Raw genomic sequence first — 26,122 nt, 5'->3', positions numbered from 1 at the left:
CGCACTTTCAACTGTTTACAGATGCAGACCAAATTGATACTTCGCGGAAAGCCCATGACCGACAATCCGTACAAAGAGGAATGCGCATGAACATTTCGGACCGTTTGAAGCAGCTCAAGCCTTCGGCCACGCTGGCCGTAAACGCCAAGGCGCTGGAACTGAAGGCACAGGGGAAGGAGATTGTCAGTCTTGCCGTGGGCGAGCCGGACTTCCCCACACCAGAGTATGTGCGCGAGGCATGTAAAAAGGCCATAGACGACGGTTTTACCCGCTATGCCGCCGTTCCGGGCCTGCCGGACCTGCGCGAAGCGGTTGCCGCGTATTTCAACACCTTCTACAACGCCTATGCCGCCATGGAGAATACCATGGTCACCAACGGCGGCAAGCAGGCCTTATACAATCTTTTTCAGGCATTGCTCAACCCCGGTGACGAGGTGCTCATTCCCGGCCCCTACTGGGTCAGCTATCCGCCCATGGTGCAGCTTGCCGAGGGCGTGCCCGTGGTGGTGCCCGCCACGGCGGATGCCGCCTTCAAGGTTACGGTGGAGCAGCTGGAGGCGCACCGCACGGAAAAAACCCGCGTGCTGCTGCTGAACTCGCCCTCCAATCCCACGGGAGCCGCCTATAACAAGGCGCAGATGGACGCCATTGCCGGCTGGGCCATAGAAAAGGGCCTGTTCATCATCTCCGACGAAATTTACGACCAGCTGGTATATGCCCCGGCGGAACACGTTTCCCTGTGTTCATGGTGGACCCGCTATCCCGAGCAGGTCTGCGTGGTGAACGGCCTTGCCAAAAGCTTTGCCATGACCGGCTGGCGCATCGGCTACGTGCTTGCCCATGCCGACCTCATCAAGGCCATGACCAAGATTCAGGGACAGTCCACGTCCAACGTGTGCACCTTTGCGCAGAAAGGGGCTGTGGCCGCTCTTTCGGGCGGGTTTGCCGTGGTGGACGAGATGCGCGCCGCCTTCCGCGCGCGCCGCGACCTTGCCCTGAAGATTGTGGGCAGCTGGCCGGAGGTGGTGTGCCCGGTGCCTGAAGGGGCGTTCTACATCTTCCCCGATGTGCACCGCCACTACACCAAGGCCATTCCCGATTCCGCCACCCTGTGCACTGCCCTGCTGGAAGAAGCGGGCGTTGCCCTCGTGCCGGGGGCGGCTTTTGGCGATGACAACTGTATCCGCATTTCCTACGCCGTGGATGAGGCAACCCTCACCTCTGCGCTGGATAAGATTGCGAAGGTGCTTTTCAAATAGGTGCAGTCGGAAGGGAAATGCGGTAGGGTGCCTGTATGTCCGTCCCTCTGTGTGTCCCTCTGTGCGGCCCACTGCCGGTGGTGCCGGGGCGGGGGCGCGAGGCGCATGGCCGGTGGCCGTAAACGCAAGGAGATAAGCCCATGAAGACCGCAGGCTCGATAATTCCCAATACGCTTGACTGGACCGGCGCGTGGAACGGACGCGTAGCCTCCGGCGATTCCATGCCGTACGAGGTGCGCCGCGGAGACATGTCCACGCGGCTGATTTCCGAAATAACGGCGGGGCGGCTGCCGTTCATCAACATGCCCTTCCGGGAGGAGCTGGAAACCTCGCTGGAAGCCTACACGCCGTGGCTGCAGTCGTTCCGGCACATGTTGTTGCTGGGCATAGGCGGTTCCGCGCTGGGCGCCCGCGCCCTGCAAAAGGCCTTTTATCCGCAGCAGGACAGGCCGGAACACGCCGGGCGCAGCCTCTGGATTGCCGATAATGTGGACGCCGACACGCTGGATGCGTGGTTTGAACTGCTTCCCCCTGAAAAGACGATTGTGGTGGTTATTTCCAAGTCCGGCGGCACCATAGAAACCCTCTCGCAGTATTTTCTGGCCCGCCAGTGGCTGCGCGAGTCGCTGGGCGATGCGTGGAAAAAACACGTCATGGTCATCACCGACGTCGCCAAGGGCTATCTGCGGCAGGAAGCCGACGTGCTCGGGCTTGCGTCCCTGCCCGTACCCGACCATCTGGGCGGCAGATATTCCGTGCTTTCCGCCGTGGGCATGGTCCCGGCCGCCTTTCTGGATATGGACTGGAAGGCGCTCCTGCGCGGCGCACTTGCCGTGGGCGCTCCCCTGTACGCTCCGGGCGCGGGCGTCAAAACGCTGGAGACGCACCCCGCATGGAAGCTGGCGGTGTGGAACCGCACGCTCATGGAGCGCGGCTACACCCAGCTTATTTTCTTTTCCTACATTCCGTTGTGGGCGCAGTTCGGCTTCTGGTTCACGCAGCTCTGGGCAGAGAGTCTGGGCAAGGAAGGCAAAGGCTCCATGCCGTTGCCTGCCGTGGGCGTGACCGACCAGCATTCCACGCAGCAGATGTTTCTGGATGGTCCGCGGGACAAGGCGTGCCTGCTGCTCAGTTCGCCCAGCCTGTCCAAGGGGCGGCAGTTCGGGCCGGACCTGCCGGAAGAATGGGCGTATCTGCGCGGGGCGCACTTCGGTGACCTGCTGCAGGCAGAGGGTCTGGGAACCCAGATGGCGCTGTACAAGGCCGGTACTCCGATTGTGGAAATGTGCATGGGCAGCACCGGGGAAGAAGCTGCGGGCAGGCTTATGGCGCTTCTGGGCATCGCCACCGTGCTCACCGGCTGGCTGCTGGATATAAACCCCCTCGACCAGCCCGCCGTGGAGCTTGGCAAGCGGCTTGCCAACGCCCGCCTCGGCGCTTCGGGCTACGATGAGGAATCGGCAGATATGGAAGCCTTCCTCGCGCGCGTCCCGGAACAGCAGGAGTTCTAGCTTGTCCCACAAACAGTCAACGGATCAGGCACCGCTCGGATTTGCCAAGTTTCTCTCGTGGACATCCCTGATCCTCATTCTGATTTCCAGTCTCGGGTTATCGGTCATTATCAGCAACTCGGCGCGCACCTCGCTGCTGCAAAAGCAGAAGGAGTTTGCCACGCTGCTGGCGGAAAACCTGAATCATCAGATATACCGCAGGTTTTTCCAGCCTCACCGGCTGGGCCTTGGTCCCATCAACCTGCATAATACGGAGCAATACGAGCGGCTGGATCAGGTGGTGCAGAGCGTGGTGCACGGGTTGCAGGTAGACAGCATGCGCCTGTACGATACGTCCAAGGCCGTGGTCTATGCGCTGAACAAAGAAGACCTGGGCAGCACAGCCCATGCCGGGCTGGCTGTCTCCCGCGCCCTGAGCGAAAAGGTGCACAGCTTTGAAATAGAATCCTCGCTCACCCCGCTAGAGGCCATGTTCGACTTTGACATGCCGCCGCGTTCCTTCATTCTGCGCACCACCTTCCCCCTGCGCGACAGGCACCGGGCCATACTCGTGCGCGAAGATGACGGCGGGGTAATGCTGGGGTTGCAGGAAATCACCGACGAGCGAGAGCAGCCGGTCATAGCCGTGCTGGAGGTAACGCAGGACATAACGGCGGACTATGCGGAGGTGGTGAGCCTGCAATGGCTCATCGTGGGCACGTCCATGGTCTCTTCGCTGCTGCTGTTCGTTCTGCTGGTCACCTTTATCCGCCGGTCAGAACGGGTTCTTTCCGAGCGCATGCAGGAGAAGGAACGGCTGGAGCGCGAACTGCACCAGAGCGAAAAACTCGCCAGCATGGGCAGGGTGGTTTCATCCATTGCCCACGAAATACGCAATCCGCTGGGAATAATCTCTTCCAGCGCGGAGCTGCTGCTCAAACGCCCCAATACAGATACGTTAACGCAGAAGATACTGTCCGCCATCCATGACGAGGCCAAAAGGCTTTCCAAGACCGTGCAGGAATTTCTGGATTACGCACGGCCCAAGGTGCCCAGCAAAAATCTGGTGGATGTGGCGCTGGTGCTGGATCAGGCCCTCGGCTTTCTGGAGGGCGAGCTTTCCCGGCACGAGGTGGAGGTGGAGCGCGGATACGTGCAGGGGCTGTTTGTCCTTGGCGACAAAGACTTGCTCTACCGCGCCTTTTACAACATCATAACCAACGCGCTGCAGGCCATAACCGGCAAGGGGCGCATCCGCATTGTGGGCGGTGTGCACGGCGCAGACGTGCTGGTAACCTTTACAGACTCCGGGTGCGGCTTCGATATGGCCAATCTGGACAAGATGCTGGACCCGTTTTTCACCACAAAGGATGACGGCACCGGGCTGGGGCTGGCCATAGTAAACAGCATTATCACCAGCCACGGCGGCGACATGTTCCTCTCCAACGCGGAAGAGGGCGGCGCCATAGTGCGTGTGCGCCTGCCTGCCGAAAAGAGTGCAAGGAAAGACTGAACCCATGAGTGACCATTCCCATCTGCTCGTCCTTGATGACGAGAAGAACTACCTGCTGGTGCTGGAGGCTCTGCTCAGCGATGCGGGCTACAAGGTGACCGCGCTGAACGATCCCGAGACCGGACTTGCGTTTCTGGAAGAATCGGAAGTGGACGTGGTGATCACCGACATGAAGATGCCCAAGCTGACCGGGGCGGACGTGCTGGCCCACGTGAAAAAGAACTATCCCCAGACGCCGGTGCTCATCATGACCGCCTTCGGCACCATAGAAAGTGCCGTGGAGGTCATGCGCACGGGCGCGTTTGACTATATCACCAAACCCTTCTCCAACGATGAACTGCTGCTTGCGGTGCAGAATGCGTCCGAACTGGCCAAGGCGCACCGCCGCTACAGGCTGCTGCATGCCAATCTGGAAGAACGCTACGGGCTCAAGCAGATTATCGGCAGAAGCCGGGCCATAAAGGACGTGCTGGCCATGGTGGACCGTGCGGCCCCCAGCAAGTCCACGGTGCTTATCACAGGAGAATCGGGCACGGGCAAGGAGCTTGTGGCGCGGGCCATCCATTTTTCCTCGCCCCGCAAGGACGGCCCGTTCATCAGCGTAAACTGCATGGCGCTCAACCCCGGCGTGCTGGAAAGCGAACTTTTCGGACACGAAAAAGGCTCGTTTACCGGGGCCGTGGCCATGAAGCGGGGACGCTTCGAGCTTGCCCACGGCGGAACCCTGTTTCTGGACGAGATAGGCGAACTTTCGCAGGATATTCAGGTAAAGCTGCTGCGCGTTTTGCAGGAACGCAAGATAGAGCGCGTAGGCGGTGGCGAAGAGGTGGAGGTGGATATCCGCGTCGTCACCGCCACCAACAAAGATTTGATGGAAGAGGTGCAAAAGGGCAATTTCCGCGAAGACCTCTATTACCGCCTGAACGTGGTGCATATCCAGTTGCCGCCGCTGCGGGAGCGCCGGGAAGATATTCCCCTGCTTGCCACGCATTTTGCGGATAAGGTGGTGCGTGAGCAGAATGTGGAGCGCAGGGCGTTCAGCACAGAAGCCATGGACTACATGACGGGCTACGAGTGGCCCGGCAATATCCGGCAGTTGGAAAACGTGGTGGAGCGGTGCATGGTGCTTGCCTCGCACGAGATGATCACCGTGGAAGACCTGCCGCAGGAAATCCGTGACGAGGAAACCCAGCTCAAGAGCGCGGTGGACCTGCTGCCCGTTAAGCTGGATCTGGGCGAGACTCTGGAAAAGATTGAGGCCGCGCTTATCCGGCGCGCGCTGGTCCGTTCAGATTTCGTGCAGGTAAAGGCGGCGGAGATGCTGAACATCTCCAAGAGCCTGCTTCAGTACAAGCTGAAGAAATACCAGATTACCGGGCATTAGCCGCATACAGCTACTATTGTCAGTAACCAAAAGCCGGGACTCTCCCGGCTTTTTTCATTTTATGCGGGTAAGACTGCCCTGCGTTTCGGCGGTGTTTGCCACGGCAGAAAAGGGAGCGGCGCATTCGCAGGCATCGGATTCCTTGAGCATGGTCACAAGGTCCTGAATGGTGTTGCGGGCACCAAGAAAGGCCCGCACGATCATGGGGTCAAACTGTGCACCGGCGCAGGCGCGCACCTCTTCCACCGCCTGTTCAAAGGCCATGCAGGGCCGGTATGGGCGGTTCTGCAGCATGGCAGAAAGCGAATCCGCCACGGCGATGATGCGCGCGCCCAAGGGGATGGAATCGCCCGCAAGCCCGTGCGGATAGCCTGTGCCGTCATACCGCTCGTGGTGGTGCAGGATCATGGCGCGTATGCCCGTCATGTCTGAAAATGCCTGCACGGGCCGCACAATGTTGGCCCCGATGACCGGATGCTGGCGCACCAGCAGCCACTCTTCCTCCGTCAGGCTGCCCTGTTTTTGCAGCACGCAGTCCGGCACACCTATCTTGCCTATGTCGTGCAGGTGCCCCGCTATGTGCAGTATGTCTGCATCGTGGCAGCGCAACCCCAGCTTCTGCCCTATGGCCTGTGCAATCACGGCCACTTCTTCCGAATGGCAGCTTGTGTGCGGGTCCTTGGCATCTATGGCATTGCCGAGGGATTCCGCGAACTGATGCAGCGATCGGCTTACCGGGTCATGTCCGGTAAGAACCCTGTTTCCGGGGCAGGCCTTCTGCGGACCGGGGCAGTGGGTAGGTTCCGGGAGAACATGCGGGGTACAAAGTGCGGTGGCCCGGCTGGCGAGCTTCATGTGAGCCTCACTGCTGTTAACGGGACGGAAAAGAGAACGAGTAAACGAAAATGAATTTCGTTTTCATGACTAGGAGGTTTGAAGAGGGTTGTCAACGGAAAGATACACTTTGCAAGGAAATGAGCTTACGATTTCAGCGTGATACGACAGCGTCAGCCGTATGTGATGCCGTGCCGCTTCTAGTTTGCCTGTTGCGGTGATGGAGCGCAGCAGGAGAAGGTGTCAGGAGAACACGCCGGCGGGACGCGACAGAAGAAAGCAGCAGGGGAACGCGACAGTGGGACGCGACAGTGGGATACAAAGTGGGACGCATGCGTAACGCCTGAATCGCGTCAGTGTCCGGCCCGCTCCAGCAGTTTGCCTATCTTGGATTGCAGCATTTCCGGTGTGAAGGGCTTGGGGAGAAAGGCGGTAACGCCGCTTTTGCGGGCCAGAGATGCCTGTGAACGGCCCGATTCCGTGGTGGCCATAAGCACAGGTGTGCTGGCGTATTCGGGCATGGCACGCAGTTTTTCCGTAAACTGGATGCCGTCCATGACAGGCATGTTCATGTCCACCACCACAATGGCAAAGGTCAAAGATGCCCCGCTGGCAGATTCCACAATGTCCAGCGCATGCTGGCCATGTTCCGCGAGCGTAACGTCAAATCCCATGGCCGCGCCGTGGGTGCGGTAGAAGTTGCGCATGGCGTTGGAATCGTCCACTGCGAGCAGTCTGGGACGGTCGGACGTTTCTGTTGCAGGCAGGGCGGCCAGCAGGGTCTGCGCGTCTTTCTCCGCCTGCGGCTGCGGGCACTGGCGCAGGATTTCCGCAAAACTCCGCAGAGCTTCCGGGTCGCTGGTTTTGAGGATAAGCCCCACAAGAATGCGACCCACCACCGGGTCGGCGTACAGGTGCGGAAAAAGGCCTGTGGCGCGCACGGCAATGACCGCAGAGAGAATCCGCTGGGCCTGCGCATCCTGCGCGGAAAGACGGTCGGTGACTATTTCATTGAATCGTTTGCCCACGGCGGGCGAAGCCTGCGTTTCCAGTGCCTGTACAATGGCCATAAGGGTGCTGGGTTCGTGCTCCTTGGGCAGTGCCTCGGTCAGGGCGACCAGGCTTTTCATGCCGGGCGTGTGTCCCAGTGCTTCGTAAATGGCAAATCCCACATTGGCATCCACGGCGGCACCCTTCTCCAGTGCACGCACCAAAGGTTCGGCAGCAGCCTTGTGCGCTATGTCCCGCAGGGCGTTGGCGGCCATAATGCGGGTATCCGTGTCCGGGTCAAGCAGGGCGGGCCCAACGTGGGCAATGGCGTCTTCGCCGCAGCGGACCAGTGTTTCCAGAACGATACGGCGGGCCGTGGGGTTGCGGTGGTGGATGAACCGTGCCAGCACGGCAATGGCAGCGGGAGTTCCGGCACGGCCTATTTCACCAATGGCCTCTATGGCCTTCCATGTGGTTATGTCGCAGGTTTCGTAGCGGTCTTCTGCGTTGGCGGCGGAGATGGCGGCAGCAAGAGCGGGCAGGCTTGAGGCATCTCCCAGTGCTCCCAGATGCTGAATACACAGGGCGGCGGTCACCGGGTCCGGGTTGTCCATGTGAGCGCGGAAGGCGGGCAGCGACTGCGGGCTGCCTATCCGGCCGAGTATGCCCAGAATGGTCCGCAGGCCGTCCATGTCGCGGGAGCCCGCAACGCTTGCGGCAGCGTGAATAAGATGGGGAACAGCGGCTTCAAGGCGCATTTCCGCCGCCATGTCGCGGCAGAGGTCGGCCATGGGTGGCTGGTCCGCAGTCAGACCGTTCAGTACGGCGGCGGGGTTGCTGCGCAAAATGGCCCGCAGGGCGTTGCGCACCATGGAATCGGCTGCCGCGTCGCCTGTGGGGGCAAGAAACAGGGGCGTAATTTCGGCAAGGGCTTCAGCGGCGGGAAGGGCTTGCAGCGCCTGCAACGCCGTTGCCTGTTCAAGAAAATCCATAGAGCGAAAGGAATCTGCCAGCGCCATCTATGACCTCCCTGCGGTGAGCACCGGAACGGGACACGGGTTCGTGGGGGGGGGGGCTACTCGAAACAGAATTCGACGGTGAAGTCTCCGTTGGGCGTGGAAAAGGGAATGGCCATGATAGGGCTTTTGGTGATGTGGGTTATGGAATGGTTGTCGCCCATGATGACCGAGGGGGTGGACCCCTGAAAGACCATGCCCATTTCCGCAAGTCCCGCGCGGGCTTGGCCGGAAATCATGTTGGTCACCTCGCCCACGGCGTCCTTGGTATCCTGCAGCACGTCCTGAATGTCATCGCCCAGCATGCCCTTGACGAGGGCAATGGCGCATTTTTTGGTAAATGTGACGGAAATGCTGCCGTTTTTGTATCCTGTGATACCGATGACGGCGGAAACATCGCCCTGCGCCATGTTGTTTTGTTTTACATACGGCTTGCCGGGGATGGGGGTTATGCCGGCCATGGTGGACAGCACGTTAACCGTGGCGGCGATAAAGGGTTTGGCAACCTCAATGCCGGTACTCATATTTGCGGGCTCCTTGCGTTCCATTCGTACAGGATGTGCCGGGTTGCCGCGCAGCCGGGTAATGTGTTCGGCGCGGGCGTCGGATGCTGCATGCTTTTTTACTGTACATGGAGGTGCCCGTAAAGGGAATTATTACTTGAAAAATCCCATGATCAGGCTTCAGTGCGGGGGCTGCGCGCATTCGCCACAGGGCGCACGGCAAGCCGTTGTGCACTGCGGGGGGGAATAGAGGACGGAGGATGGAAGATTGGGGAGGCCGGAGCATGCCCATCCTGTTGCCGGTGGCTGCTATGCAGCTGCCTGCGAACAGCCGGAGATAAGACTTCCGTGCCCGGTTGCCTGCAGATTGCGCAGCACAGATCTGTACAGGCTGTTTTCACAGCCAATTTTGCGCTCTATGGCGACAAGGGCATTGGCAAAGAGCTCTGCCGCCTCGCGCTGTTTGCCCTGCGCGGCAAGAACAAGTCCCAGATTGTTCTGAATCTTGGCTGTGTAGGCTTCCGCCCCCAGTCCGGTTGCTTTGCGCAGGGCCTGATGCAGCATAAATTCAGCATTGCCGTAGTTCCCCTGCGTAAGGGCCTGCATGCCATTTTTGTTCAGGGCTCCAATTTCCTTTGCGGCACACATGGTGTCCTCCTTGGGCTGCTGCCCGGTTGCCGTTTGCGGGCTGGGGTATTCTAGTTGGTTGCAAGGTTCTGGCGCAGGGAAGAAACGCCGCAGTTGTGCACAAGGCGCACGGGTATGTTGCGGGATTTGGCATAGTGCATCACTTCTTTGCGGGCGGCGTGAGAAACCTTGTTGGTGAACACGATAACCAGCTCGGTCTGCCCCATTTTTTCGGATATGCAGTTTTCCTTGCCCGTGAAGACCTTAAGCTCCACGCCGTTTGCCTTGGCGGCATTAATGTACTCCCTCTTCAGCCTGTCCATTCCTCCGACCAACGTTGCGCACATGGTATGCTCCTGTTTGTTCCTTGTGGTTGTGGCGGATAATCCGCCCCAATATGGCCCGGCACTGCATTCCCGGCCCTGTCTTCCTGCACCGTGTGTTCAGCATTACATGAAAATGAAAATCATTGTCAACTCTATTTTCAAACTTTCTTCCCGCCCGGACTCCTGCTAGGAAGTATCCTCCGGCGCAGGCGTAAGGCTGCCGGCGAAGCTGGGAAGGGAATTCCCATGCTACCCCGGTGGGCATCCTTGCCAAGTTCCGCCTGTGATTCCTTGAGAAAGGGAGATGCTGCGGGCCGGAATGTCCTGCGGACCCGGAATGTTCTGGGAAAAGGGGGTACCCTTTGGCAGACCGCAGCATGCCGGAGCGGCACGGGAATACGAAAAAAATGGGACTGACGTTGCAAGCATATTGGGAAGCTCCCTTGAAAGCATATCGGGAAGCATATCGGGAAGCACCTGTGGCCAGCCGGAGCATACGCCGTGTTCTGCGCGCCTGTCTTGCGGCATGGTTGCTTGCCGTTCTGCTTCCGGTTGCGGCGCATGCGCATCCGCATGTGTTTGTGGACAACACCATGGATGTTGTCTTTGACGCACAGGGGATGAGCGGCATACGCGTGACGTGGAAGTTCGACCCCATGGCGAGCATGCAGTACCTTGCGGACCTGGACCCCAACGGCGACGGCGTGCTCACCCGCGAAGAATGGGAGGCGCAGCGGGAGGATATTGCGGGCTTTCTGGCCGAGGAGCGGTTTTTCCTGTACATCATGGTGAACGGAACCACCGTCCCGGTCACTGCCGTGCATGATTTTGTGGTCACTTACGCAGATGGCGTGCTGACATATACCTTCTTCGCGCCGCTTGCGGTGCCGCGCGGGTCGCGGGTGCTTGTGGCTGTCTATGACCCGAGCTACTACACGGATTTTCAGACCTATGAGAGCGGCGTGCGCCTGTCGGGAGAACCGGACGGCGCGGAGTTTGCGTTTGAAGATGCGCCGGAACTGGCCTTTTACGGCGGGCAGGTCATACCCATGGCAGCCCGCATTGTGTTTTAGCAGGCGGCCTGCAATACACGTCTGCCGGACAGCCAATACGTGACATTTCAAAAAGATCAGCGAGCCATGCAGCGTCTTCATATACAGTGCGTTTTTCTGCTTTGTGTCCTTGTCCTGTCCGTATGGCCGGGGACGTTTTCCTTGTCCGACCACGGCGGGCTGAGGCTGGTTTCCGAGGCCGGTGCCAACCCTTTTACCGGAGGGGGCAGACGGGCTGCACCGCCTGCTGAACAGGTTTCAGAACAGGCTTCAGAGCAGGCTTCAGAGCAGGCTTCAGAACAGGCGTCTGAGCAGGCTCCTGAACAGGATGCAATGCAGCCTGCCGCACGGGAAACCACCCGCGAACCTTCGCCTGGAGCGGCAGAATCTGCCGTAGCTGCCGGTTCAGGGGAGTCGCGGGCAGGGCTGACCGCCACGCTGTATACGCGGTTCATGCGCACCATAACAGCCGTGCAGAAGGACCTGCGCGTCACCCTTACCTCGCTGGGACGCGATATCGCCCAGAATCCCGGTGGACGCTCATTCTGGATGTTCCTCGGGCTCTCCTTCCTGTACGGGGTGATTCACGCCCTCGGGCCGGGGCACGGCAAGTCCGTGGTGTTTGCCTACTTTCTGGGCAGGCGCGGAAGCGTGATGCGCGGCATGGTTATGGGCCATGTGATGACCTTTGTGCATGTGCTTTCCGCCGTGGTGCTGGTGTTTGCCCTGCAATGGGGCTTTGGCGCATGGGGGGCTGGTGCCGGGTCGCACGCCTTTGACGAGGCAGGGTGCGTATTGCAGCGGGTGAGCTACAGCCTTGTGCTGGCCATAGGCGTGTTCATGGTCTGCCATGCGCTGTACGAACTGGCCAGCGGCAGGCTTTCTGCCAGAATATGCTGCACCGCAGCACCCTCCGTATCCGCCGCACCCGCTTCGCCCGTTTCGCCCGTTTCGACTGGCAGGGCCGGTACACCGGATTCGCAAAAGAATTCTTACGGCAGCCTGCTTTCCGTTTCCGTGCTCGCGGGGCTGGTGCCCTGCCCCGGCGCGGCACTGGTGCTGGCGTTTTCGCTCAGCCTGAATATCCCGGCTACCGGAATTGCCGCCATGTTCGCGCTGGCGTTGGGCATGGGGCTTACCACATCGCTGTTCGGTGTGCTGAGCATGGCCTCGCGCAGCACGCTGGTCTACGTGGCCGGGCGCGGACCGCGAAAACTCACGGTGCTCTACGGCCTGCTTTCTGTGACCGGAGCCGCGTGCATAGCGTTGGTGGGCGGGCTCATGCTGGCTTCGCTCTCATGCTGAAAGGCGTAGCGGCAAAGGGGTTGCGGAGAAAAGCAAAGGCCGTTCCGCCTGTGAGGGGAACGGCCTATTTTCGGCACAGGGCGCTAAGCGTCCTGCCATGAGATACACTGCACGGGGCAGGTATCTATGGCATTGGTCACGCAGGCGGCCTTGGAGTGGAGGTCTATCACTTCCGCATACTCATCGCCGCTGGACATCTTGAACGCTTCGGGGCAAAGTTCCACACAAGATTCACAGGCGATACACTCGTTTGCATCAATGACAAGTTCCTTGGCCATGGGGTCCTCCTGTTGGGGCATGCGGGCATGCCCGTTGGTTTCGGTTCGCGCGGGCAGCCAGCAAATGCGGGATACCCGGCGGGGCTTGGGATACGGTTCATCGTCCGGCCACAGTTCGAGAATTGCCCCGAAAAACGGTAATCACTAAATCGGTTTTTGGGCAAGAGAGATTTCCATTCTCACACCGGTTCAAACAGAGGTAGCAGGGGTAGGCGGTATGGATTCCGGAGGGCGCGCCGCGAAGACGCACATGGCGCGGGCAAAAGCATATTTTCAGCGGCACGAGGTGCTGCGGGCGGTGGAAGAGATTGCCGCCGCGCTGTTTGTTGTGCAGGGCGGCACGGTGACCGGGCCGGATAAGCTGGCCGTAGAAAGTGCCCTGCGGGAAATGGTGGCCTTGCTCAACCGCACGGACGAACTGAAAGCCTGCTTCCCCAAAGGAATTGCCTACAAGCCCGGATTTGAAAAGCCGTTGCACAGCGCGCTGGTGCAGATGGTGCGCCTTGTACGGCAGGCACAGGAGCGGGAGACCTATACCCAGACGCTGGAGCGCAAGCAGAAGCTGGACAAGCTGCTGGGCTACGGACGAAAGCTGCTTGAGGCGGGCAAGGTGCAGGACGCGGACGGAGCCTTTCAGGAAGCTGCGGACCTGTATGTGGACGAACACAGCCTCTTCCGCCTGATGGGCGAAGCCTGCCTTGCGGCCAAGCAACCGCGCATGGCCTCCAAATACCTGAAGCGCGCCGTGAAGGTGGAGCGCAATCCCAAACTTTCCGCAACACTATTGGTGCGGTCGCTGGAAGAAAGCGGCAACATTCCCGCTGCCAGAAAGCTGGAAGCAGAGTTCGGACTCAAATAGCCCGCCGCCCTCCTGCCGTCCCCGTCTTTATCCGGCCGCAGGGCCTTCCGGGGCCGTTCCGGGCCCTTTCTCGCCCCGTCTACAGGCCCAGCAGGGCTGCCACCCGGTCCGGGTCCAGCGCGTGCTGCGCAAGGCCGCTGTCGGTGTTGCCACCCAGCAGGTCCATGGCTGCCCCGTATGCGCGGTCTGCCTCATCCGCTGCCATGGGGGGCAATATGCCGCCCGCATGTGCCGCCTGAGCGTCCTGTGTGGCAAAGCCTTCCTGCATGGCTCCAGATGCACCCTTTTCCGCCAATTTTCTGCGGGTTACATCATCGCCCTGCCGGAGCATCTCTTCCAGCTTGCTGAAAGGGTCTGCATGTCGTTTTTCGGTAATCTGCATGAAACACCTCCTGAAACGGCAGAAGCTGCCGGATTGTTTCCGAAGATGCAAAAAGCGGGAATAATGCTTTTTTAATAGCTAAAACAGCGTGTTAAGACGTGTTCGGCAGGGGGGAGGCAAGGTTTGCCCCCCGATATGCTTTTCTGCGGGACTACAAAAAGCAATCTGCAGGCATACATGACCGCTGACGTATCTGCCGGGCATACCCGCAGGCATATACCGCCCCATGCAAGACTCATACGGCAGCCATTTCGGGCAGGCAGCGCAGGCTGGCGGCTACTGCAGGAGAGACAGAAGCGCCTGTACGGCGGACTGTGAGCCTCCCTGCCTGTCGTGCAGCCAGAGGGTGAACTGCTCCCGCACTTTGTCGCGCGGGGCGGGGCGTTTGAGATTGCGGAGCAACTGGTCGAATACGGCATCGGCATCGGGCATAACATGCACCATGCGTTCCGTGATCAGGTCCTGCGCCCACGCGAAGTTCCTGTATGAGGGGCCGATGACGGGCTGAATGCCGTGCGCCAGCGGTTCCAGAAAATTCTGTCCGCCCAGCGGTGCCAGACTGCCGCCCACGAAAACGGCGCGGGAAAGCGCGTAAACGTGGTTCAGTTCGCCGAATTCGTCCCACAGGATAAGGCTGCCGGGCGCGGCGGGAGCATCCAGCGTGCTGCGGCGCACCGCTTCCATTCCGGCGTTGCGCAGGGTTGCTTCCCACGGAATAACCCGCTCTATGTGGCGCGGGATGAGGGCTATGCTGGTTTTGGGGCGCGCCTCACGCAGACGGCGGATGATGTGTAGCACGTCCTGCTCTTCTTCCTCCCGCACGGAGCCGAAGGTGGCGAGGGGCGTGCCCGCTTTGATGACCGTGTCCAGCAGGGGATTGGCTTCCTCTCCCTGCGTTTCGTCTGCTGGCGGGGTTACCCGGTCAAACTTCATGTTGTGCATGACATGCACACCCTGTTCTCCGAACAGCGCGGCAAAGCGGCGGGCGTCTGCCTCGGATATGGCAAGCACGGTGTCCGGGCGCAGGGAACGCCATAGCGAGTGTGTGGCAAGGTAGCCCGCAAGGCTGCGGGTGTTCATGCGGGCATTCAGCACGGCAACGGGCACGCGATTGTTCTTGCACGCCGCCAGAAGCCCCGGCCAGAGTTCGGTTTCCATGAGGGCGACAACGCGGGGAGAGGTCATGCGCAGGGCTTTTTGCATAAGCGCGGGCTGGTCAAAGGGGAAGTAGCGTATCTGCAGGCTGAGCCGGGGGCGCATTTCACGGCACCAGCGGTGCGCCTTTTCCAGCACTTCCACCCCCTGCGCCGTGCAGGAAGTGAGCAGCAGGGCGTGGTCGTTGTCTTCCGGCAGGTGCCTGAGCAACTCCCACACCAGATAGGCTTCGCCGCCGGAAGCGGCCTGAATCCAGATATCCGTCTTTACAGCCCAGTCGGCGGGCACCATGCGCTGCTCAAGCCCGTTGCGCAGCCGCGCGTGGCGGCGCAGAACAGGGCGGGCAATGGTCCAGAGTGCCCCGTATGCCTTGAGAAGCAGGGTGTTTGCCAGTGCGCTCATGCCGTCTTCTCCCGGAAGGCCTCAAGGCCCAAGGTTATGAGGCGGTCTATGAGCGCCTCGAAGTTCAGCCCTATGGCCGCTGCTTCCTGCGGCAGCAGGCTTGTTTCGGTCATGCCCGGCAGGGTGTTCACCTCCAGCAGGTGCAGTTCCCCGTCAGGCCCGAGGATGAAGTCCGCCCGGCTGTAACCCGCAAGGCCCAGTGCACGGTGCGCGACCATGGCCATATGCATTACTTGTTCCGTGGCTTCCGGCGCAATGGGGGCAGGGCAAATCTCCCGCGCCGCACCGGGGGTGTATTTGGCTTTGTAGTCGAAAAAGCCTGCGCCGCTTTCCGGCAGGATAAGGACGGGGGGCAGGGCTTCATCCCCCAGCACTCCGCAGGTGACTTCCACGCCGGTGACGGCGGGTTCCACAATGGCCTCGTCGCCCATGGCGAACACGGCGTCCAGCGCGGCGGGCAGTTGCGAAGGATCATCCACCCGGGAGAGTCCTAGGCTGGAACCGCCCACATTGGATTTGACGAACAGGGGGTAAGCAAGGTCGGGCTGCCAGCCGGGGGCCGGGTGCGAGGGCAGGAACACCCACGGCGGCGTGGGCAGGCCGTGGCGCACAAATATCTGCTTGGCCACGGCTTTGTTCAGCGCAAGAAAGGAACCGGCGGGGCCGGACCCCTGATACGGGCAGCCTGCGGCGTCCAGCATGGCCTGTACCAGTCCGTCCTCTCCGGGAGAGCCGTGCAGGTTTATGAAGGCGAAGTCGTGGGCGCAGGCGGCCTCCAGAAGGCCGTCCATCGAGGTGGCGGGGTCGAACCGGGTAGCGGTGTGGCCGAGCGTGAGCAGGGCTTTTTCTATGCCGCGGGCACCGGACAGGGAAACGTCACGTTCGCTGGACCATCCGCCCGCTATCAAGAGAATACGCATGAAGAGGTGTCCCCATTCTTCTGCTGAAAGCTGTTTCTATGGCAACCGACTGAACATAGGATTCATGGATGCGCTGGCGGATGCGTTCCGTTTTGCCGTAGCGCACGTTCAGATCGTCGAACCGTTCGTCAAGGGCCACCACGCGGTCATGCATGACGCGTTTGTCCGCGTAGATGATGCACAGCGGCAGAAACCATGCGTCCACGTCCAGCTGCCACGGCCAGTGTACATGGTGCAGCACGCCCTGCGCCACATGGGGGTTGCCGCATTCCTGCATGACAATGCTGGCCCCCAGCTGTGAATGGTTGCCCCCGTGGACGATGGTGTAGGATTTGGCAATGTCGTGCAGCAGGGCGCAGGCAATGACGCTCGGTACGTGGACGGCAAGGCCCATATCCGCACCGGTGCGCGCCACAAACTCCGCTACAGCGGCCACATGCTCGCTGTGGTGGCGGATGTGGTCTGGCATGGCGTATTTGTTCCACAGGCTGCGGCAGCAGGCAGCATCAGGCACCTGCCACTGCGGGCTGTTGGCAAAGCGCAGGGGCGGAGTGCTGTCATGATAAAGGGCCGGACGCGGCGTGCGTGGATGGCGGTTCATGCAAAATCCTGTGCGTGTGGCATGGTTGTGAGTACCGTATGCCCTTTGGCTTTAGCAAGTGCCGGAAAAAATTGCAAAGCTGTTTGAAGGCTCAGGCAACGGTGGCCCCGTTGACACGGTTGCGCGTGGCGCGTAGCACAGTGAATGGTCAAAGGGGCTTGCTCCGCACAGCCCTGCGGGTTTCATCCGTTCGTTTTCACCCAGCAGCACCAAGGAAGGGCGTTGTGAATATAGCTGATTCCTTCAGGGACCCTGCCCTTTGTAAAGGTCTTCTTGCCCGTCTCCATGAGGAACTGGACCGCCCCTTGCGGTTCATGGAAGTGTGCGGCACCCACACCGTTGCCATTTTTCAGAGCGGGCTGCGTCCGCTGCTGCCTGAGGGCATAACCCATCTTTCCGGTCCGGGCTGCCCCGTGTGCGTGACCCACGAGAGCGAGGTGGCGGCGTTTCTGGATCTTGCGGGGCGCGAGGGCATTATCCTTGCCACCTTCGGCGACCTGATGCGCGTACCCGGCCCCAAGGGGCGTAATCTCAAGCTGGCGCAGGCAGAGGGCGCACGGGTGGAGATTGTGTATTCCCCCGTGGATGCGTTGCAGCTTGCCGCAAAGAATCCCGGAGACACCGTGGTGTTTCTCGGGGTGGGCTTTGAGACCACGGCTCCCACGGTGGCGGGCACGGTGATGATGGCCAAGGCGCAGGGGTTGCGCAATTTCAAGGTGCTCTGTTTTCACAAGCTGGTTCCCCCTGCGCTTCGCGTACTGCTGGACGACCCGGAATGCGCCATTGACAGCTTTCTTCTTCCGGGGCACGTGTCCACCGTGCTGGGGCTGGAACCGTATCAGTTCGTGGCGGGAAAATACGGCACGCCCGGTGTGATTACGGGGTTTGACCCTGTGGATATTCTGGAATCGCTGCTCATCATGGTGGAGCAGCGTAAATCCGGCGATTACCGCATTGTGAACCAGTACAGGCGCGCTGTTGCCGATTCGGGCAATGCGCGGGCGCGCGAGGTGATGTTCGGCGTTTTTGAAACCGCAGATGCCCTGTGGCGCGGCGTGGGCCGCATTCCGGAAAGCGGGCTGGTGTTCCGCGAGGACTATGCGTCGTTCGACGCGTTGCAGGCCCTTGGCGTGACGGTGCAGGAAGCCCCGCCCACTCCCGGCTGCAAGTGCGGTGAGGTGCTGAAGGGCAAGATGCAGCCTGTGGACTGTCCGCTCTTCGGCAAGGGCTGTACCCCGGCAAAGCCCGTGGGGCCGTGCATGGTCTCCACCGAGGGCAGTTGCGCCGCCTACTACAAATATTCGGTATAACGTGCTGTAAAAACATTTCATCAGGCCGGTAACGGTGTTGCTGCGCAGGTGCGCAATCGCCCGGAACCTGCAAGCCCAGGATCTGTACGGACGAATCTGTACGGGCGCACGGGCTGCGGAGACCGGACGCCGCTGCAACGCGCATCCCCTTAAGCGGTCTGGCAAGACAGGCATGGTCATCATGAGCAAATCTCCCCTTGCAGATACCCTTTCTGAAAAGACACTTCTCCTGGACCACGGCAGCGGCGGGCACGCTTCCAGCCGTCTCATCGGCAACCTGTTCTTCAGGCATTTCGACAACCCTATCCTTAACGCCATGAATGATGCGGCACGGCTGGACATGTGCGGTCCCATTTCCATGAGCACGGACAGCTACACCGTGGACCCGCTGTTCTTTCCCGGCGGCGACATAGGCACCCTTGCCGTGCACGGCACGGTGAATGATGTGGCCATGATGGGCGCGCGTCCCAGATACCTTTCCTGCGGGTTCATTCTGGAAGAAGGGCTGCCCATGGAGACGCTGGAGCGTATTGTGGTCTCCATGGCCGCGGCAGCCAGCGAAGCGGGGGTGGTTATCGTTACCGGCGACACCAAGGTGGTGCCGCGCGGTGCGGTGGACAAGGTGTTTATCAACACCACGGGGCTGGGCGAGATTATTGCCGACCCGGCCCCTGCGGGCAACTGCGCCCGTCCCGGCGATGCGGTGCTTGTTTCCGGCACCATGGGCGACCATGGGCTGACGGTGCTCTCCGGCCGCGAAGGGCTGAATTTTTCCACGGATATCCGCAGCGACTCCGCCCCGCTGAACCACATGGTGGAGGCGCTGGTAACGCAGGTGGGCGATATCCATGTGCTGCGCGACCCCACACGGGGCGGGCTGGCTACCACACTCAACGAGATAGCGGGGCAGTCCGGCGTGGTCATTCACATGCGGGAAGCCGATGTCCCCGTGCGTGAGTCCGTGCGGAACGGTTGCTCGTTCCTTGGTCTGGACCCTTTGTATCTTGCCAACGAGGGCAAGCTTATCTGCATTTTGCCGCAGGAAAAGGCGCAGGCTGCGCTGGAGTTGATGCGCTCCATGCCCTACGGGGAGAACGCGGTGCAGGTGGGCACCGTGCGCGATGCGGCAGACGGGCCGGGCAAGGCCGGGCAGGTGGTGCTGGAAACGCCCCTGGGCGGGCACAGGCTGCTGGGCATGCTGGAAGGTGAGCAGTTGCCGCGCATCTGCTGATGTTGCGCCTCTGTGCTGACAGCACGGGCCTTGTTTTGGTATAAGCACGGTCACTGAGGTCACACGCGGTTACATGGGGTCACATGCGGTTACATGCGTGAGCATGCCAGAATTGCGGAAATAGGCGGGGAATAAGCGGAGCGGATATGGAAAAAAACCGAGAGTCCCAACAGGCCTGTCAGCCGGGACAGGGGAACACCCGCCAGAATGCTTCGGGAGAGGGCAACACCCGGCAGCAGTATGTCTGCAACGGCACGGACGACAAGCATCTCTATGATCTGGTGGACCCCAAGGATAACGCACGGGTGCTGGAAGAGGTGGCCCTTGTGGCCTCGCTGCTCTCGCTGGGCGGGTGCGAACAGCCTCTGACCGCCCTGCACGAAGACATAGTGCGTCTGTTCAGCGGCCGTTTTCCCGGCTACAGGCGCAGTACGACAAAATATCACAATCTGGAACACACCTGCTCGGTGGTGCTGGCCACGGCGCGGCTGCTGCATGGGTGCGTACTGGACGGAGTTCTGCGTCTTTCGGAGCGCGATTTTTTACTCTGCGTCATGGCGGCTTACTTTCATGACACGGGCATGATTCAGGAAGAAGGCGATACGGAAGGCACGGGGGCCAAGTATACGGTCGGGCACGAACAGCGCAGCATTGTATTCATGGAGCGCTATCTGGCCTCGCACGGGTACGGCGAGGCAGACATCCGTTCCTGCGCAGACATGATCCGCTGTACCATCCTGAGTCTGCCGCCGGAGAACATCGCCTTTTCCGTTGATGGAGACAGTGTGCTCGGGTGCATTGTGGGTGCGGCCGATCTGCTGGCGCAGATGGCGGACCGCACCTATCTGGAAAAGCTGCACCTGCTGTTTCAGGAATTCGAGGAAGCCAAGCTGCCCGGCTTTTCGTCCGAGCAGGAGCTTATCATGCAGACCGAAACATTCTATACCAACGTGGCCAAGAAGCGGCTGGAAGGCGGCCTTAAGGGGCTGTATACGCATATGCGCAGCCACTTCAGGGAACGCTGGGGCCGGGACGAAGACCTGTACGCCACGTCCATTGAGGCCAACATCCGGTATATAAGCGACCTTGCCAATGCCTGCCGCGAAAACCCCGCATGCTACGAAGAACTGCTGCGGCGCAGAGTCGGGCCGAAGTAGCCGCCCCGGTGCAGAGCCGGGACGGCTTTTGTCGTTACAGGAAGGTGGCTATCATTCAAGCCCCAGAAGCCGCGGCAGGAAGGTGGAGAGGTCCGGAAACGCCACGATGAAAGCCAGCGCGATAAGCGCGGCAAAGATAAGCGGCAGAGCCGGTCTGGCAATTTCTTCCATGGTAAGGCCGCTGATGTTCGCGCCTACGTACAGGTTCACTGCCACGGGCGGCGTTACCTGACCCACGGCGAGGTTCACCGTCATCATCACCCCGAACCATATGGGGTCCCACCCGAAGTGGTGGATAAGCGGCAGCATGACGGGCAGAAAGACGTAATAGATGGAAATGGCATCCAGTACCATGCCCGCCAGCAGCAGAATGGCATTGATCATGAACAGGATGACCCATTGGCTGTCTGAAGCACCAAGCAGCACGGCGGAACCTTTTTCCACAAGTCCCACTGTCGCCCCCACCCATGAGAACAGCCCCGCGCAGGTGACAACAATCATCACCACGGCAGTGCCGTGCATCGTGGCGGCGAAAATCTCAAAGAGTTCCCTCACGGACCGGATGGTCCGGTAGACGAAAACGCCCACGAATAATCCGTAGAATACGGCCACGGCCGCTGCCTCCGTGGGAGTGAATACGCCGCCGTATATACCGCCGAGGATGATCACCGGAGTCATCACGCCCCAGAAGGCGCGGCGGAGCGCAGGCCATACGCGCGCCGGTTCTTCTCCCGGCCCGCAGCTGCCCCGGTAGCCGTGCCGCCAGCTTGTGAGCCATACCGACCCGGCAAGGCACAGGGCCACCAGAATGCCGGGGATGAATCCTGCCGCAAACAGGGCGGGCACAGAGACGTTGGCAACACCCCCGTAAACGATAAAGGCGATGCTGGGCGGAATGACAATAGCCAGCCCGGACGTGACGGAAACCACCGCCGTGGCGAACCGCTTGTCATATCCCGCGCACGCCATGCCCGGAATGAGTATGAGTCCCAGCGCAGCCACCGTGGCAGGCCCGGAGCCGCTTACTGCGCCCCAGAAGGTGGCCACTGCCACCGTGGCAATACCCAAACCGCCCGTCATGGACCCAACAAGCGCCTTCATCAGGTCCACAATGCGTGCGGCAATGCCCGCCCGTTCCATGATAATGCCCGCGAGAATGAAGAAGGGGATGGCCAGCAGCGGGAACTTGGCCACTCCGGCGTAGATGTTGTACGAGAGCATCTCGTATCCTAGGTCCCAGCGATAGGCCACGGCCAGCGCCGCCCCGCCAAGGGCCACGGCAATGGGCACGCGCAGCAGGAGCGGGGTAACAAAAAGCAGCACGGCCCACAGGGCGGGGTCTTGTATGAGTGATTCCATGCTTGCCCCCTACAGCCTGCCGTTACGCAGGTCTTGCCATGCGCGTTCCAGAATGCGCACGATGATGAGCAGCGAGAAGGCGGGGGTTGCCACAGTGTACCACCATACCGGAATGGCAAGCGACTCGGTGATGACCTCCAGATCCATCTCGTCGCGCACTTCCACCATGCCCAGCCAGCACAGGGCGGCAAAGAAACCGACGCATACGATGAGCGAGAACGCACGGCAGGCCCGTTGCGCCCATGGCGGCATGGCATCGTGCAGCAGGGTGACGCTCAGATGGTTGTCTTTGCGAAAGGCATAAGCTGTGCCGAGAAGAACTACCCATACGAACAGGTTTACGGTGATCTCTTCCGTCCATGAAAGAGACATTTTGATGCAGTAGCGGGTGACGACGTTGGCAAAGGCAATGGCTACCATGACGAAGAGCAGGAGTGAGCCCAGCAGTTCCTCGAAACGATCCCATATGAATTTGAACATGGCTCGGGTTTCCTCGGCAGCTATCACGGCAGTGATGCCGGTTGTGATGAAGGCAGTGATGCCGGTTATGACGCCGGCGGCGATACCAAGTAAAAAACGGGAGCGGTGCGGTTCGGCATTTTCAGAGCATGGCGGCGCGGTCCGGTCTGTACAGCCCACGCCGCCATGCAGTCTTCCGTTATACAGTCTTCAGGTATGCAGTCTTTGGGCGGGCAGTCTTTGGGCAGCAGGTCAGCGAACGGAAGCCATATCGGCCTCTGCGGCCTGCACAAGCCCTTCACCAATCTGCGGTATCCAGTTTGCGCGCACCGGCGCAGTGGCGTCATGGAACGCCTTGGACTGTTCAGGGGTGAGTCTGATTACCGTCATACCCTTCTCAGCCAGAAAGGCGAACGGGTCGGCCACTTCCGGTGCCATGCCTATCTCCTGCAAATAGGCGAGCGATTCGCCGTTATCCATGCCCACGCGGGCAATAGCCTTGCCGTAGCGTTCTGCCAGCTGCGCGCATTCCAGCAGAATCTGCTGGTCCTCAGGGCTGAAGGAGGACCATACCTTGGGGTTAACGCCCAGAAGAAGCGGGTCTACAATGTAGTTCCAGTCGGTGAGATAGGTGTGGTAGGTCCAGATTTTAACGGGAATGCAGATGCCGTTCACCGGGTTCTCCTGTCCGTCCACCACGCCCTGCTGAAAGCCGGTGGTGGCTTCTGCCCAGTTCATGTTCACCGGGTTGGCTCCCAGTGCGCGGAAGGTGTCTATGAAGATGGGGCTGCCCACCACTCGTATCTTCAGGTCTTTCATATCTTCGGGGGCAGAAACGGGGCGCTTGCTGTTGGTCAGTTCGCGGAAGCCGTTTTCTCCCCAGCCGATGATCTTCACGCCCTTGCCCTCTATGGCCTCGATCATCATCTTGCCGGATGCACCGGTTTCAATGGCGTCCAGTGCCTTGTAGCGGTCCGGTTCCGCAGCGAGCATGAAGGGCAGGGCGGTCAGGTTCAGCTCCTTTACCTGCGGAGACCAGTTGATGGTGGAGGCAAGGGCGAAATCTATGGCCCCGTTGCGTACCATAAGGAATTCGGACGTCTGCTTACCCGCCAGAAGCTGACTGCCGAAATAGGGCTTGATGACAATGCGCCCTTCCGTGCGTTGGGCGACCAGATCGGCAAAATAGGTGGCAGAAAGTCCCCAGCCGGAGGTGGGACCGGGAACCACGCTGAGCTTGTATTCCGGCTTGTAGTCGCCTTTGGTCCCGGCAAGGGCAGGAAGCGCGAAAAAGGCAAGGATGAGGACTGCAAGCGCGAGAGAGGCGAATCTGTTCATGGGCGGGTAACTCCTTGAAGCGAACGGGTTGTATGTGCGGCGCGTGGTGCGGGCGCCTTGTCCTTGCCATGGGAGCCTGCAGGGCAACGCCGTGGCCAGCAGGCGGTGACGTTGTCCTGTGTGCACCGGGGAATACGTCCTTTGGCAGTCTTTGTGCCGTGCAAAAGGGGTGTCGCAGTGGGTGCTCACAGACAGCGGAGAGTGTTGTAATGCCTTTTTTACAATTCTGCAATATTCTGCAGGCGGGGAAAGGGGCGAAGCAGGCACGGAATGTGTTTGCGGCTTGGGCGCGTCTCACTGCTCAGAGCAAGGCGCTTGCGATGTCTATATGGCAATTCAGATGGTTAGCCTCGTAAAAAGTGCGGATGGGGGTTCTGCTTGCGGTTCATGAAGTGCCGGCTTTCTTGACAAGGACTGCTGTTTCGTACAGTATCGCCTTCATGAAAAACGCTTTTGGTAACACCCTTTCTCTTCGCAATTGGTGGTGGCACTGGTAACAGTGCCGTGGAAGCGTTTTGTTTCGCGCTGGGCGAAGCAGCAACGGAAAAAGAGTAAACCGCGGCAGTCACAACTGGCCGCGGTTTTTTTGTGGCCGGCTGTCTGCCCGGGTATCGGAGAACGGACCATCTTTCATCCGCATCGTCAACAACGCTGGATCATCAAAAGGAGTTAGCCCCATGACTACCGTATCCCCCGCTATGCCGGACGCCGCAGGGTTCTTTGGCCAGTACGGCGGGCAGTATGTGCCCGAACCGCTCAAGCCCATTCTGGATACGCTGGCGCAGGCGTTTGAAACATATCGGAACGACCCGGAGTTCCTCAGGGAATTCAATTACTATCTCAAGCATTTTTCGGGACGCGAAACGCCGGTGTATCTGTGCTCCAACCTTACAAAAGCACTGGGCGGTGCCAAGATATATCTCAAGCGGGAAGACCTGAACCACCTTGGCGCGCACAAGGTGAACAACACCATCGGGCAGATACTGCTTGCGAAGCGCATGGGCAAAAAGAAGATCATTGCCGAGACGGGAGCCGGTCAGCACGGGGTTGCCACGGCGGCCACGGCGGCGCTTATGGGCATGGAATGCACCATCTATATGGGGGCCGTGGATGTGGAGCGGCAGAAGCTGAACGTGTTCCGCATGCAGATGATGGGAGCCAAGGTTGTGGCCGCCCAGAGCGGGCAGAAAACGTTGAAGGAAGCCGTGGACGAAGCGCTGGGCGCATGGGTGCAGGATGCGGAAGAAACGTTCTACCTGCTGGGTTCCGCCGTGGGGCCGCATCCGTATCCTGCTATCGTGCGTGAATTTCAGTCGGTGGTGGGGCGTGAGGCCAAACGGCAGATGCGCGAGGCAGAGGGGCGTCTGCCGGACTACTGCGTAGCCTGCGTGGGCGGCGGCTCCAATGCCATAGGCCTGTTTGCAGATTTTATTGATGAACCGGGGGTGAAGCTGGTGGGAGTGGAACCCTCCGGGCGCGGGCTTGAATATGGCCAGCATGCGGCCACGCTGTGCCTTGGCGAGCCGGGAGTGATGCACGGATTCCGCTCCTACATGCTCAAAGACCCGCAGGGAGAACCGGCAGAGGTCTATTCCATTTCGGCAGGGCTGGACTATCCCAGCGTGGGCCCGGAGCACGCATTCCTCAAGGATGCAGGGCGGGCCGAGTACGTGCATGCAAGCGATGCCGAGGCCATGGACGCCTTCTTCATGCTTTCGCGCATGGAGGGGATTATCCCTGCGCTGGAATCTTCGCACGCCTTGGCTCATGCCATTCGCCTTGCTCCCACGCTGGGCAGAGAGAGTATCATATTGGTGAACCTCTCCGGCCGGGGCGATAAGGATGTGGCACAGGTGGAATCTATGGTTACAGAAGGGACTGTGGTTCCTCCTGCCATGCTGAAACGATGATTGGGTGCTGCGGGGGGCTTCGGGCCTCCCGCAGCGTTATGTCTTAAGAAAAAAGCATTGCATTTTGAGTGTGTTATGGTGTTTTGCGAGGAAACAGGAAAAAAGCTGTTGACGCACGGGGTGCTTTTGCATAGAACCGCTCTCGCTTCGACGGACTGCCCGAACAACGCTTTCCAAGTATCTCAACAAGATGCCTGAAAACGAGAGTGGAAAGGGCGGGGCGAAAAAAGCAACAGGCTGCCCGGAACAATCGCTGGAATAAAAATAAAAGTGGTTGACAGGTAGCGGGGAATCAGGCAAAACGCCTTCTCGCGCTTGCAGCAGGGAATGCCCTGCCGGAGTGCGCGCCCGCACCGCTGAGGTGTGGTGAGATAAGGTTCCTTGACAATTAAATAGCGAGTTGGACAGAAAAGTTATCAGCTAGCGTGGTTCCGGCTTCGGTTGGAACCATTAGATACAGAT

Annotated in this window: 24 protein-coding genes; 11 read left to right on the top strand and 13 right to left on the bottom strand. The window is 60.2% G+C overall.

The genetic code is table 11. The features are described 5' to 3' along the window. Positions 1–86 precede the first annotated feature (86 nt). From HUV26_RS05430 to HUV26_RS05415, 4 genes are all read left to right on the top strand, one after another. Positions 87–1,259, top strand: coding sequence for a pyridoxal phosphate-dependent aminotransferase (locus HUV26_RS05430; RefSeq protein WP_174409104.1), 1,173 nt, complete (start codon positions 87–89; stop codon positions 1,257–1,259). Between the two features lie 140 nt (positions 1,260–1,399). Next, positions 1,400–2,770: a phosphoglucose isomerase-related protein gene (locus tag HUV26_RS05425; RefSeq protein ID WP_243451280.1), complete on the top strand. Its 1,371-nt coding sequence runs from the start codon at positions 1,400–1,402 to the stop codon at positions 2,768–2,770. A gap of 1 nt (position 2,771) precedes the next feature. Then, entirely contained in the window at positions 2,772–4,262 is a 1,491-nt protein-coding gene (locus HUV26_RS05420) for a sensor histidine kinase (RefSeq protein ID WP_243451279.1), read from the top strand. A 4-nt stretch (positions 4,263–4,266) separates the two neighbouring features. Next, the gene (locus HUV26_RS05415; protein WP_174409102.1) at positions 4,267–5,646 is read left to right on the top strand and encodes a sigma-54-dependent transcriptional regulator; all 1,380 of its coding nucleotides are present in this window, start codon (positions 4,267–4,269) and stop codon (positions 5,644–5,646) included. 54 nt (positions 5,647–5,700) lie between these two features. Here HUV26_RS05415 and HUV26_RS05410 read toward each other — a convergent pair whose 3' ends face one another. From HUV26_RS05410 to HUV26_RS05390, 5 genes are all read right to left on the bottom strand, one after another. Then, the gene (locus HUV26_RS05410) at positions 5,701–6,501 is read right to left on the bottom strand and encodes an HD-GYP domain-containing protein (protein WP_174409101.1); all 801 of its coding nucleotides are present in this window, start codon (positions 6,499–6,501) and stop codon (positions 5,701–5,703) included. A 332-nt stretch (positions 6,502–6,833) separates the two neighbouring features. Next, entirely contained in the window at positions 6,834–8,489 is a 1,656-nt protein-coding gene (locus tag HUV26_RS05405) for a response regulator (protein WP_174409100.1), read from the bottom strand. 56 nt (positions 8,490–8,545) lie between these two features. Further along, a complete protein-coding gene (locus HUV26_RS05400) occupies positions 8,546–9,010 on the bottom strand; it encodes a chemotaxis protein CheX (RefSeq protein ID WP_174409099.1) in 465 nt (154 codons plus the stop codon). A gap of 288 nt (positions 9,011–9,298) precedes the next feature. Then, positions 9,299–9,637, bottom strand: a complete 339-nt coding sequence (locus tag HUV26_RS05395) for a tetratricopeptide repeat protein (RefSeq protein WP_174409098.1) — start codon at positions 9,635–9,637, stop codon at positions 9,299–9,301. 50 nt (positions 9,638–9,687) lie between these two features. Further along, positions 9,688–9,963 carry a DUF2325 domain-containing protein gene (locus tag HUV26_RS05390; RefSeq protein WP_174409097.1) on the bottom strand — a complete coding sequence of 92 codons (276 nt, stop codon included), beginning with the start codon at positions 9,961–9,963 and terminating at the stop codon, positions 9,688–9,690. A 422-nt stretch (positions 9,964–10,385) separates the two neighbouring features. Between HUV26_RS05390 and HUV26_RS05385 the strand changes: the two genes are divergently transcribed. Together HUV26_RS05385 and HUV26_RS05380 are read left to right on the top strand one after the other, a co-directional pair. Beyond that, positions 10,386–11,015 (top strand): DUF1007 family protein, encoded by a 630-nt coding sequence (locus HUV26_RS05385; protein WP_174409096.1) that lies wholly within the window; start codon positions 10,386–10,388, stop codon positions 11,013–11,015. Between the two features lie 141 nt (positions 11,016–11,156). Further along, complete coding sequence (locus tag HUV26_RS05380) at positions 11,157–12,299, top strand: nickel/cobalt transporter (protein WP_174409095.1); 1,143 nt, start codon at positions 11,157–11,159, stop codon at positions 12,297–12,299. An 83-nt stretch (positions 12,300–12,382) separates the two neighbouring features. Here HUV26_RS05380 and HUV26_RS05375 read toward each other — a convergent pair whose 3' ends face one another. Further along, a complete protein-coding gene (locus HUV26_RS05375) occupies positions 12,383–12,577 on the bottom strand; it encodes a ferredoxin (RefSeq protein WP_174409094.1) in 195 nt (64 codons plus the stop codon). Positions 12,578–12,794: 217 nt separating this feature from the next. Here HUV26_RS05375 and HUV26_RS05370 point away from each other — a divergent pair, with 217 nt between their 5' ends. Next, positions 12,795–13,436 carry a tetratricopeptide repeat protein gene (locus tag HUV26_RS05370; protein WP_174409093.1) on the top strand — a complete coding sequence of 214 codons (642 nt, stop codon included), beginning with the start codon at positions 12,795–12,797 and terminating at the stop codon, positions 13,434–13,436. A gap of 79 nt (positions 13,437–13,515) precedes the next feature. On the opposite strand, the gene HUV26_RS05365 is transcribed toward HUV26_RS05370, so the two are convergent. From HUV26_RS05365 to HUV26_RS05350, 4 genes are all read right to left on the bottom strand, one after another. Then, a complete protein-coding gene (locus tag HUV26_RS05365) occupies positions 13,516–13,818 on the bottom strand; it encodes a hypothetical protein (RefSeq protein ID WP_174409092.1) in 303 nt (100 codons plus the stop codon). A gap of 276 nt (positions 13,819–14,094) precedes the next feature. After that, entirely contained in the window at positions 14,095–15,375 is a 1,281-nt protein-coding gene (locus HUV26_RS05360; RefSeq protein ID WP_174409091.1) for a 3-deoxy-D-manno-octulosonic acid transferase, read from the bottom strand. Then, complete coding sequence (locus tag HUV26_RS05355; RefSeq protein WP_174409090.1) at positions 15,372–16,295, bottom strand: D-alanine--D-alanine ligase family protein; 924 nt, start codon at positions 16,293–16,295, stop codon at positions 15,372–15,374. Before HUV26_RS05355 ends, HUV26_RS05360 begins: the two co-directional genes overlap by 4 nt. Then, positions 16,252–16,896 (bottom strand): HDIG domain-containing metalloprotein, encoded by a 645-nt coding sequence (locus HUV26_RS05350; protein WP_174409089.1) that lies wholly within the window; start codon positions 16,894–16,896, stop codon positions 16,252–16,254. The genes HUV26_RS05355 and HUV26_RS05350 overlap by 44 nt, the downstream gene beginning before the upstream one ends. 224 nt (positions 16,897–17,120) lie before the next feature. On the opposite strand from HUV26_RS05350, the gene hypD reads away from it, so the two are divergent. From hypD to HUV26_RS05335, 3 genes are all read left to right on the top strand, one after another. After that, positions 17,121–18,206 carry a hydrogenase formation protein HypD gene (gene hypD / locus HUV26_RS05345; protein WP_243451278.1) on the top strand — a complete coding sequence of 362 codons (1,086 nt, stop codon included), beginning with the start codon at positions 17,121–17,123 and terminating at the stop codon, positions 18,204–18,206. 181 nt (positions 18,207–18,387) lie between these two features. Then, positions 18,388–19,437: a hydrogenase expression/formation protein HypE gene (hypE, locus tag HUV26_RS05340; protein ID WP_243451277.1), complete on the top strand. Its 1,050-nt coding sequence runs from the start codon at positions 18,388–18,390 to the stop codon at positions 19,435–19,437. Positions 19,438–19,583: 146 nt separating this feature from the next. Next, positions 19,584–20,594: an HD domain-containing protein gene (locus tag HUV26_RS05335; protein ID WP_174409086.1), complete on the top strand. Its 1,011-nt coding sequence runs from the start codon at positions 19,584–19,586 to the stop codon at positions 20,592–20,594. A gap of 51 nt (positions 20,595–20,645) precedes the next feature. On the opposite strand, the gene HUV26_RS05330 is transcribed toward HUV26_RS05335, so the two are convergent. The 3 genes from HUV26_RS05330 to HUV26_RS05320 form a co-directional block, all read right to left on the bottom strand. Continuing rightward, positions 20,646–21,953 carry a TRAP transporter large permease gene (locus tag HUV26_RS05330; protein WP_174409085.1) on the bottom strand — a complete coding sequence of 436 codons (1,308 nt, stop codon included), beginning with the start codon at positions 21,951–21,953 and terminating at the stop codon, positions 20,646–20,648. Between the two features lie 9 nt (positions 21,954–21,962). Further along, complete coding sequence (locus tag HUV26_RS05325) at positions 21,963–22,433, bottom strand: TRAP transporter small permease (protein WP_174409084.1); 471 nt, start codon at positions 22,431–22,433, stop codon at positions 21,963–21,965. Positions 22,434–22,664: 231 nt separating this feature from the next. Next, positions 22,665–23,750, bottom strand: coding sequence for a DctP family TRAP transporter solute-binding subunit (locus HUV26_RS05320; RefSeq protein ID WP_174409083.1), 1,086 nt, complete (start codon positions 23,748–23,750; stop codon positions 22,665–22,667). 677 nt (positions 23,751–24,427) lie between these two features. Here HUV26_RS05320 and trpB point away from each other — a divergent pair. Then, complete coding sequence (gene trpB / locus HUV26_RS05315; protein WP_174409082.1) at positions 24,428–25,660, top strand: tryptophan synthase subunit beta; 1,233 nt, start codon at positions 24,428–24,430, stop codon at positions 25,658–25,660. Positions 25,661–26,122 lie beyond the last annotated feature (462 nt).

The organism is Desulfovibrio psychrotolerans, from assembly GCF_013340305.1.
Lineage (GTDB): Bacteria > Desulfobacterota > Desulfovibrionia > Desulfovibrionales > Desulfovibrionaceae > Halodesulfovibrio > Halodesulfovibrio psychrotolerans.
Note: the sequence above shows the minus strand (reverse complement) of the source record. Positions and strands in the feature narration are given on the sequence as shown.

Excerpts from the sequence above, each read along its gene's own strand:
- HUV26_RS05425 (WP_243451280.1), top strand. The coding sequence starts at position 1,400 with ATGAAGACCGCAGGCTCGATAATTCCCAATACGCTTGACTGGACCGGC.
- HUV26_RS05365 (WP_174409092.1), bottom strand. The coding sequence starts at position 13,818 with ATGCAGATTACCGAAAAACGACATGCAGACCCTTTCAGCAAGCTGGAA.
- HUV26_RS05350 (WP_174409089.1), bottom strand. The coding sequence starts at position 16,896 with ATGAACCGCCATCCACGCACGCCGCGTCCGGCCCTTTATCATGACAGC.
- HUV26_RS05360 (WP_174409091.1), bottom strand. The coding sequence starts at position 15,375 with ATGAGCGCACTGGCAAACACCCTGCTTCTCAAGGCATACGGGGCACTC.
- HUV26_RS05375 (WP_174409094.1), bottom strand. The coding sequence starts at position 12,577 with ATGGCCAAGGAACTTGTCATTGATGCAAACGAGTGTATCGCCTGTGAA.
- HUV26_RS05400 (WP_174409099.1), bottom strand. The coding sequence starts at position 9,010 with ATGAGTACCGGCATTGAGGTTGCCAAACCCTTTATCGCCGCCACGGTT.
- hypE (WP_243451277.1), top strand. The coding sequence starts at position 18,388 with ATGAGCAAATCTCCCCTTGCAGATACCCTTTCTGAAAAGACACTTCTC.
- HUV26_RS05335 (WP_174409086.1), top strand. The coding sequence starts at position 19,584 with ATGGAAAAAAACCGAGAGTCCCAACAGGCCTGTCAGCCGGGACAGGGG.
- HUV26_RS05370 (WP_174409093.1), top strand. The coding sequence starts at position 12,795 with ATGGATTCCGGAGGGCGCGCCGCGAAGACGCACATGGCGCGGGCAAAA.
- HUV26_RS05415 (WP_174409102.1), top strand. The coding sequence starts at position 4,267 with ATGAGTGACCATTCCCATCTGCTCGTCCTTGATGACGAGAAGAACTAC.
- HUV26_RS05325 (WP_174409084.1), bottom strand. The coding sequence starts at position 22,433 with ATGTTCAAATTCATATGGGATCGTTTCGAGGAACTGCTGGGCTCACTC.
- HUV26_RS05430 (WP_174409104.1), top strand. The coding sequence starts at position 87 with ATGAACATTTCGGACCGTTTGAAGCAGCTCAAGCCTTCGGCCACGCTG.
- HUV26_RS05390 (WP_174409097.1), bottom strand. The coding sequence starts at position 9,963 with ATGTGCGCAACGTTGGTCGGAGGAATGGACAGGCTGAAGAGGGAGTAC.
- HUV26_RS05410 (WP_174409101.1), bottom strand. The coding sequence starts at position 6,501 with ATGAAGCTCGCCAGCCGGGCCACCGCACTTTGTACCCCGCATGTTCTC.
- HUV26_RS05405 (WP_174409100.1), bottom strand. The coding sequence starts at position 8,489 with ATGGCGCTGGCAGATTCCTTTCGCTCTATGGATTTTCTTGAACAGGCA.
- HUV26_RS05355 (WP_174409090.1), bottom strand. The coding sequence starts at position 16,295 with ATGCGTATTCTCTTGATAGCGGGCGGATGGTCCAGCGAACGTGACGTT.
- trpB (WP_174409082.1), top strand. The coding sequence starts at position 24,428 with ATGACTACCGTATCCCCCGCTATGCCGGACGCCGCAGGGTTCTTTGGC.
- HUV26_RS05395 (WP_174409098.1), bottom strand. The coding sequence starts at position 9,637 with ATGTGTGCCGCAAAGGAAATTGGAGCCCTGAACAAAAATGGCATGCAG.
- HUV26_RS05320 (WP_174409083.1), bottom strand. The coding sequence starts at position 23,750 with ATGAACAGATTCGCCTCTCTCGCGCTTGCAGTCCTCATCCTTGCCTTT.
- HUV26_RS05330 (WP_174409085.1), bottom strand. The coding sequence starts at position 21,953 with ATGGAATCACTCATACAAGACCCCGCCCTGTGGGCCGTGCTGCTTTTT.